6 protein-coding genes are annotated in these 6,870 nt (G+C 48.0%); 3 read left to right on the top strand and 3 right to left on the bottom strand.

The annotated features are described in order from the left end of the window. Positions 1-562: 562 nt before the first annotated feature. From AAC022_RS14525 to AAC022_RS14515, 3 genes are all read left to right on the top strand, one after another. Positions 563-1,102 carry a tetratricopeptide repeat protein gene (locus AAC022_RS14525; protein WP_339732011.1) on the top strand — a complete coding sequence of 180 codons (540 nt, stop codon included), beginning with the start codon at positions 563-565 and terminating at the stop codon, positions 1,100-1,102. A 384-nt stretch (positions 1,103-1,486) separates the two neighbouring features. Further along, entirely contained in the window at positions 1,487-2,479 is a 993-nt protein-coding gene (locus AAC022_RS14520; protein ID WP_339732010.1) for a hypothetical protein, read from the top strand. Positions 2,480-2,534: 55 nt separating this feature from the next. Continuing rightward, a complete protein-coding gene (locus tag AAC022_RS14515; RefSeq protein ID WP_339732008.1) occupies positions 2,535-3,386 on the top strand; it encodes an HAD family acid phosphatase in 852 nt (283 codons plus the stop codon). Positions 3,387-3,446: 60 nt separating this feature from the next. Here AAC022_RS14515 and AAC022_RS14510 read toward each other — a convergent pair whose 3' ends face one another. The 3 genes from AAC022_RS14510 to AAC022_RS14500 form a co-directional block, all read right to left on the bottom strand. Further along, positions 3,447-4,538, bottom strand: a complete 1,092-nt coding sequence (locus AAC022_RS14510; protein ID WP_339732007.1) for an acyltransferase — start codon at positions 4,536-4,538, stop codon at positions 3,447-3,449. Between the two features lie 102 nt (positions 4,539-4,640). Further along, positions 4,641-5,162, bottom strand: coding sequence for a hypothetical protein (locus tag AAC022_RS14505; protein ID WP_339732005.1), 522 nt, complete (start codon positions 5,160-5,162; stop codon positions 4,641-4,643). Positions 5,163-5,328: 166 nt separating this feature from the next. Then, entirely contained in the window at positions 5,329-6,870 is a 1,542-nt protein-coding gene (locus tag AAC022_RS14500) for a sulfatase (RefSeq protein WP_339732003.1), read from the bottom strand.

Genomic DNA, 6,870 nt, shown 5'->3' with positions numbered 1-6,870 from the left:
TGGTCAAGTTGGGAACAAAGCTGTGTGGAAATGATGGATAGGAGAGCAGGGGGGGAGCAGGAGCTGTTACTTTTTTGTTACTTTTTTGGGCATTAGACTATTTGCCTAGCGTTATTCAATTTTTGATTTAAATAAAAGTAACAAAAAAGTAACAACCATGATCATTATTGGATCACTGTTGGATCATTATCGATTCATGGTCAAAGTCAGTTTAAACCTACTATTACAGAGCATAAAGCAATACATCACGGTAAAACCATTATTAGGCCATTATGTTTTTTTCAGATTTAGGATCTAGTGCCGCAAGGCGTGCAGGTTCAAGTCCTGTCATCCCCATTTAATTAACAGAAAAACGACTTACAGTAATCACTGTGAGTCGTTTTTTTGTTCTAGCCTATGCTGGTTGTGCAAAAAGTAGCAGAAATTAACTTCCTCAAGCGATCAAATTTGACAGCCAGATCAACGGGTTCTACCAACAAAAATAAAATTTGAGCCTTACCTTAGGAGTATGTATATTTGTTTTCCGTAATTTCATCTTAAGACTTTTTCTGGAAAATGAGCTATGACACAGAAACGGAAGTTCAAGGTGAAACAGAGTCAATTTGGTTGTCATTCTCCGTCTGCTAGAATGGCTCAATATATGTGGCAAGGAATAATTGGCACTGTTGCTGTGTGGCTCTCATTTGTTGTTTTATGTTTGATTTTTCTTAGCGGATGTCAGGATGATCAAGGAGACTCTTCACAACCTAAGTCTGTTTCCAGCTCAACTAAGTCTGAAAATGTGAAACAAGAGGAAAGACAGGAGTTTGAACGGTGTCTTAACGCTGCTGAATCAGGGGATGTCAAAGAACAAATAAATATAGCAGCAATGTATTATAGAGGAGAAGGTGTTAAGCAAGACCACAAGCAAGCGCTTGAGCTGTTTCGAAAAGCTGCTGAGCAGGGAATTCCCAATGCACAATTTATGTTAGGAGCCATGTATGCTAGAGGAGACGGTGTTCAGCGAGATCAAAAACAAGGTATAGAACTAATCCGCAAGGCTGCCAGACAGGGGCACAAAGTTGCAAAACAAACTTTAATAGATCTAGGGGAACAGCCATAGGCAGCGTGTAACTTTGAAATATATTGAACCCAGTGCCGCAAGGCGTGCAGGTTCAAGTCCTGTCATCCCCATTATCATAGAAAAGCACTGATGGTAACCCAAGACATCAGTATTTTTTTGTGCTGACTCACTCTGCCTGCTCCTGTGATAATCCTGAAAAGGTTTCTACAGAGCCCCCTTGTTTATCGGCATTAAACACGATCCGCCTGTTCATACGCAACCTGTTAAACGGAATTCAGAAAACATCCTCGAAAACCAGCCTGTCTCAGAGTGGTCTGTACCTCAAAGCGGTTTCCACGTATGGTTCGTCTCAAATCGGCGTTGTTCCATGTAATAACGGCTCTGATCACAGATGGATTGTTCAATCACCAACGGACTGGAAACATGAGATACCTGCTGCTGTTACTCCCATTGCTTTTGTTTGAGGGGGATGCCAGCACTTTTGAATATCGCACTCCGAATTTTGTGGTCTTCTGCCGCGATTCGTATTTTGCCGTAGAGGTCGGAGAAGCAGCCGAACACTATCGGGCGAAACACGCTAAGGAATGGTTGGGCAAGGCGATTCCCAACTGGTATTCGCCTTGCCCGATACGAGTCAATGTGATCAACGAAGCAGGGGCCGGGGCAACCACATTCTCGTTTGAACAAGGCGAAGTTTTTGGCTGGGACATGCAAATTCAGGGCACGCCCCAAGGCCTGATGGACAGCGTGATACCGCACGAAGTGCTGCACACCGTTTTCGCCTCACACTTTCGGCGACCACTCCCACGCTGGGCCGATGAAGGCGCCGCGACCTATGAAGAAGATGAATCCGAAAAGCAGCATCACCGACAATTAGCACATCAGGTCGCAGGCACCGAGCAGCAAATTCCCATCAGACGATTACTGGTGATGAAAGAATATCCGGATAACATGGGTGGGATCGCAGTCCTGTATGCACAGGGATTCTACCTGGCCGAATTTCTGATCGACCGTAAAGGGAGACAGGAGTTCGTCAAGTTTCTGGAAACCGCGCACCGGACAGACTGGGATCGGGCCTTCGAAAAACACTATGGTTTCAAAAACCAGGAAATAGCTTACACAGCCGCCTGGCGGGAACATTCCCAACCAGAACAGCAGGTAGCCAGTCGCTATGAAATCAAAATGTTTACCGGCCCTAACTGCCGACGATGTGAAGAGGACCGCCAAAAAGTATTACCCCTATTGAAAGCCAAAGGGCTCATCGTAGAAATTCTAGACTATGATCGGAACCTCGATCTGGCCAGAAAAGAAAACGTCATCGGCTTGCCAACGTATATTATCTACGAAAATGGAAAGCGGATTGCCAAATTGCGCGAGAGTCACTCGATTTCCTCTCTGTTAAAACGCCGCCACTAAGCCTCTCATCGGGCAGTAAACGGGCAATCAAACTCCAGTCGTACCAGGTGCCTGCATGCCAAAATTTCTTTTCCTCTTGTTCCTGCTGAGTTGGACAACCCTCACCACACACGCACAAGAACCAGAGTCCCCCACAATTGCTCCGTCCCAAACTGATCAGGGGCTCAATGCCACGCTCTGGATGCAAACGTCCGTCGAGCACGATTTTGCCTGCATCCAGTCGTATCGGCTGGCAACGATGCAGGCCACACAGGCATTGCATGATCCTTGTTGGACCGCAACAACAGAGCAACAGGCAGGCTACGCGCAACTGCCCCCCGCTGTGATTCTCGATCTCGATGAAACCGTGTTGAACAATGCTCTCTTCATGGGACAACTGGTAAAACACGATACTAGTTGGAACGAAATTTTGTGGGAACAGTGGGTCCGATCAAAAAGATCAACCGCCGTTCCAGGTGTGAAACCGTTCCTGCAACATCTGGTCGCGCAAGGCATCGCGGTCTATTTCATCACTAACCGTGATGTCAAATTAGAAACGCCGACCGTCGAAAACCTGTCCCGTGTCCTCGATATGCCCATCACCAAATCACAGGTACTCTTCCAGAAGGAAAAACCAGACTGGACCTGGAATAAAACCTCCCGTCGTGCTGCGGTGGCTTGCAGCCACAGAATTCTGCTGCTACTCGGCGATGACTTCAACGACTTCGTCTACCAGGGAAAACTGCCTCCCAAAGAACGAGTCGAGCAGGGGAAGCGTTATCAGGAATACTGGGGCCGACGCTGGATCATTCTGCCGAACCCCGTTTACGGCGACTGGGAAAAATCCCTGTATCTCTACGAGAGTTCTCTGCCAACAGCAAAAAAAATCCAGCTGAAATTCGACGCGCTCAAGATAGACAACGATTAGCAAGACATCCTGCTATCTGACGGACAATTCCAAATTGCATTCGATGTCACCCAAACTTGATTACAGACTGGCAGGCTGCTTGACTGGAGTCTCTGTTTCTAGCTGTGCAGTGGCTCCCACATAATGACTGCTCCGCAGCAGAAATCGTTTTTCCACCAGGTTCCACATCAGGATCGCGCCGATCAATGTAATACTGACCGCGATAAACAGGAAGTACCAAGGACGCTCTCTGAACCAACCCGAAATCAATAAAATCTGGATCACAGGAAAGTGCAGAATATAAACGCCGTAGGAAAAATCCCCATACTTACCAAAGTTTCCCGCATAGAGAAACAGTCCGAAAAACAGAACCAGCGTCGCCAGCGCAAAAGGTTGTAGCAGGGGCAAGGGAAACAGAAAATTTACCGTCAGCACACCCACGGCGAGAGAGACAAGATATCCGATGCGGCGTTCAAAAAACGGCAGATAATAAAACAGAATCGCCCCTGCCATAAAGTAAGATAATTGTCCTGGCAGTTGACGCGCCAATCGTTCATAAAAGGCGACCCCCGTTTGTACCGCTGCGAACGTCATCAACTCGGCATACGCAACCGACAGACAGTAAAAAAAAAGTAGCACAGGAAGTCGGCGAAACCGTCGTATACAATACACCAATAATGGCACCGCCACATAAAACAACACCTCAATCTTGAGCGTCCACAGCGCCCCATTGACGGCTGCCAACCGGTTGGATTCAAATACCCCCGGCAATGTTGGCTGCAGAAAATTCAGGAACGTGAGATTCGCGACTAGATACTTGAGCCACGCCAGAGAAAAATATTCCTGAAGCGGCTGCTGACTCACCAACACCAGTCCCAGCGCGCACAATAGAACGACTGTGAAATATGCAGGATAAATCCGCCGCAAACGTTTGCTGGCATAAGAGGTGAGGGAAGAAGACCGCTCGTAACTCATCACGATCAGAAAACCACTCACCACAAAAAACGCCTGCACTGCCACTTTTGCAGATAAGATCCCACTCAATGAGTTTAATGATGCAAAGTCCGAAAGTTCAGCTGCATGCACCAGACAAACCGTCATCGCCAACAACAACCGTAAAAGATCGAAGTTGTTTTTCTTCAAGCGCGGATGATCGAGAGGCAGTAAATCCATTTTCTGGCCCGGGTTTTGAGCGTTAATCTCATGCAAACAATGCCCAAACTGTCGCGGACAAGCTGGATTCTGTCAAGATGGGTTGTGCGGTTTAGGAACAGATCACTGTTTACGGTGTGAGAAGTGGAATTTCTCTGACAGATCAGACTCCGGTTCAACGAACAGACCTTTCGTGAAAGGTACTTTTCTTCGTGAATGATTCGAGAAGGTCACCGAGATCAACTTCCTGCGCCTGGTTCTTGCTTCCGGATCCATCGGGCCTTTGAGCTCTGCCGGCATCGATTTACCGTGCTCCTTGATAAACCGTGTAAAAAGTTCCCGGTCTTTAACACTGATACTCATTCGGGGCGGATGCCGATACGTCGGTGTTTCTCGTTTCCTTTCCCAAGATGTCAATGCGGTCCCCACCAGGCCGATCATCACATTCAACGCCACCATCGCAAGAAAGCGATTCGATTTGCCTTCCGGTTCATCCAGCGGGACGAACTCTGATTCAGCGACTTCGTCCTCCTGGAAACGATGATCACAAAACAGACATTCCTCAGCATCCTGTTCCAGATCAGCGCGACATCCTGGGCACGTTTTAAAAATCAACCGTTGTTCACGATCATGATAGTCCTTCATTTGTGATCCCCTCTGGTTAATCAAGCGTTCAATTTTAGCCCGATCCAACAGGCCCGCAGGGCTCCTGATCATCATTTTAAAATAATGAGATTCAATTGGCAAACTTTTTTTTAGAAACCAAGCGGGAATTTATTTTTTGAGGATAGCTCAACTCATGTCGTGAGGCTTACTCTTGCGCATTCTTTTCCCGCATTAACTGAGGTGGGAAACCAGCCGGATTGGCGCCATTTTTCAGACGCAGGTTCGCGCCCATACGGCGTTTGTGGCTGAAGGGAACCCGGTTGGCGTCGGATTTTTCCAGGATCGCATGCAGGTCAGCCCGCATTTTTTTGATCCGTACCTGATGCTCTTTCTCGAAGATCAGATTATGTTCTTCGTGTGGATCCTGTTCCATATCATACAACTCGTCGAGATCCCAGATGCCATGATATTGGATGAACTTATACCGTGGCGTACGCAGCGCGAACGTCGTCGGCGTCTGTGGGAAGTTGAATTCCCAATAGTACTCGTACAAACTATTCTTCCGCCAATCAGAGGCGGGCATGTTCCCAGCGGCCAATTGCAGAAAGCTTTGTCCATCCATCTGAGACGGCGTTTTCAATCCCGCAGCCGCCAGAATCGTGGGTGCGATATCAATATTCGCGACTACTTCATTCACAACGGTTCCCGGCTTCCAGAGCCCCGGGCAAACTCCGACCAGTGGTACGCGGATCGATGCTTCATAGGCGGTCCGCTTGTCAATCAATCCATGCTCGCCCCATTGGAAGCCGTTATCTCCCATATACAGAATCATGGTATTCTCGCCATAACCATTCTCATCAAGCCATTTCCGCACGCGGGCAATCGACTCATCGACACTCAACAAGGCTTCACAATACAGTCGGTAATGTTCTTCAATATTCGTATCCTGATGATAGGCGAAATCAACGCCGTGCCAGCTGTTCCGCTGGTTTTTCAGCCACATCGGTTTATTCCAATAATTCTCCGAAGTATTCGCCATCGTTTTTGGAATCGGCATCGCTTTATCTTTATAGCGACCTGCGTGTCGCTCCGCCGGATGGAACATGCCGTGTACCCCTTTGTGCGACAGATACATAAAGAACGGCTTCTCTTCCGGTTTGACACTTTTGTTCAACCAGTTGATCGCATAGTCGGTCAATTCATCTGTAATGTAGCCTTTTTGTGGCACCGATTTGCCGTCGACGTTTAACGACCATTTCTTCAGATGTTTCGGCGGATAGTAATGTCCCTGCCCACGAAACGAGACCCATTTGTCAAAGCCGGGCCGCGGTTCATCCGAGTGGCCTCCCATGTGCCATTTCCCGAAGAACCCAGTCTGATAACCAGCCGCCTGTAGGTACTGCGGGAAGAAGATCGTCCCCGGTTTCGCAGACACATTGTTATCGACCACACCATGATTGTGCATGTACTGACCGGTTAAGATCGAAGCCCGGCTGGGAGAACAGAGCGAGGTTGTCACCATCGCATTTTTGAAATAAACGCCATCTTTCGCCAACGCGTCCATGGCCGGTGTTTCGACCCAGGGATGTCCGACAAAACCCATCACATCGAAGCGATGGTCATCGGCGAGAATGAATACCACATTCTTTGGTTTTGCGCCCTCAATCTTTTCCAGTTTCAAATCGGCAGCAGAAACCGGAGTCAGGATTGCCAAGAATAGTAAGCACATCAGAGAAATCAGTCGCAT

The organism is uncultured Gimesia sp. (assembly GCF_963976445.1).
In the GTDB taxonomy this organism is placed as follows: domain Bacteria; phylum Planctomycetota; class Planctomycetia; order Planctomycetales; family Planctomycetaceae; genus Gimesia.
The sequence above is the reverse complement of the archived record's forward strand: the minus strand, read 5'-3'. Positions and strand labels throughout refer to the sequence as shown.

What these genes read in the sequence shown, in the direction of transcription:
- AAC022_RS14505 (WP_339732005.1), bottom strand. Translation starts at nt 5,162, where the DNA reads ATGAAGGACTATCATGATCGTGAACAACGGTTGATTTTTAAAACGTGC.
- AAC022_RS14500 (WP_339732003.1), bottom strand. Translation starts at nt 6,870, where the DNA reads ATGCGACTGATTTCTCTGATGTGCTTACTATTCTTGGCAATCCTGACT.
- AAC022_RS14520 (WP_339732010.1), top strand. Translation starts at nt 1,487, where the DNA reads ATGAGATACCTGCTGCTGTTACTCCCATTGCTTTTGTTTGAGGGGGAT.
- AAC022_RS14525 (WP_339732011.1), top strand. Translation starts at nt 563, where the DNA reads ATGACACAGAAACGGAAGTTCAAGGTGAAACAGAGTCAATTTGGTTGT.
- AAC022_RS14510 (WP_339732007.1), bottom strand. Translation starts at nt 4,538, where the DNA reads ATGGATTTACTGCCTCTCGATCATCCGCGCTTGAAGAAAAACAACTTC.
- AAC022_RS14515 (WP_339732008.1), top strand. Translation starts at nt 2,535, where the DNA reads ATGCCAAAATTTCTTTTCCTCTTGTTCCTGCTGAGTTGGACAACCCTC.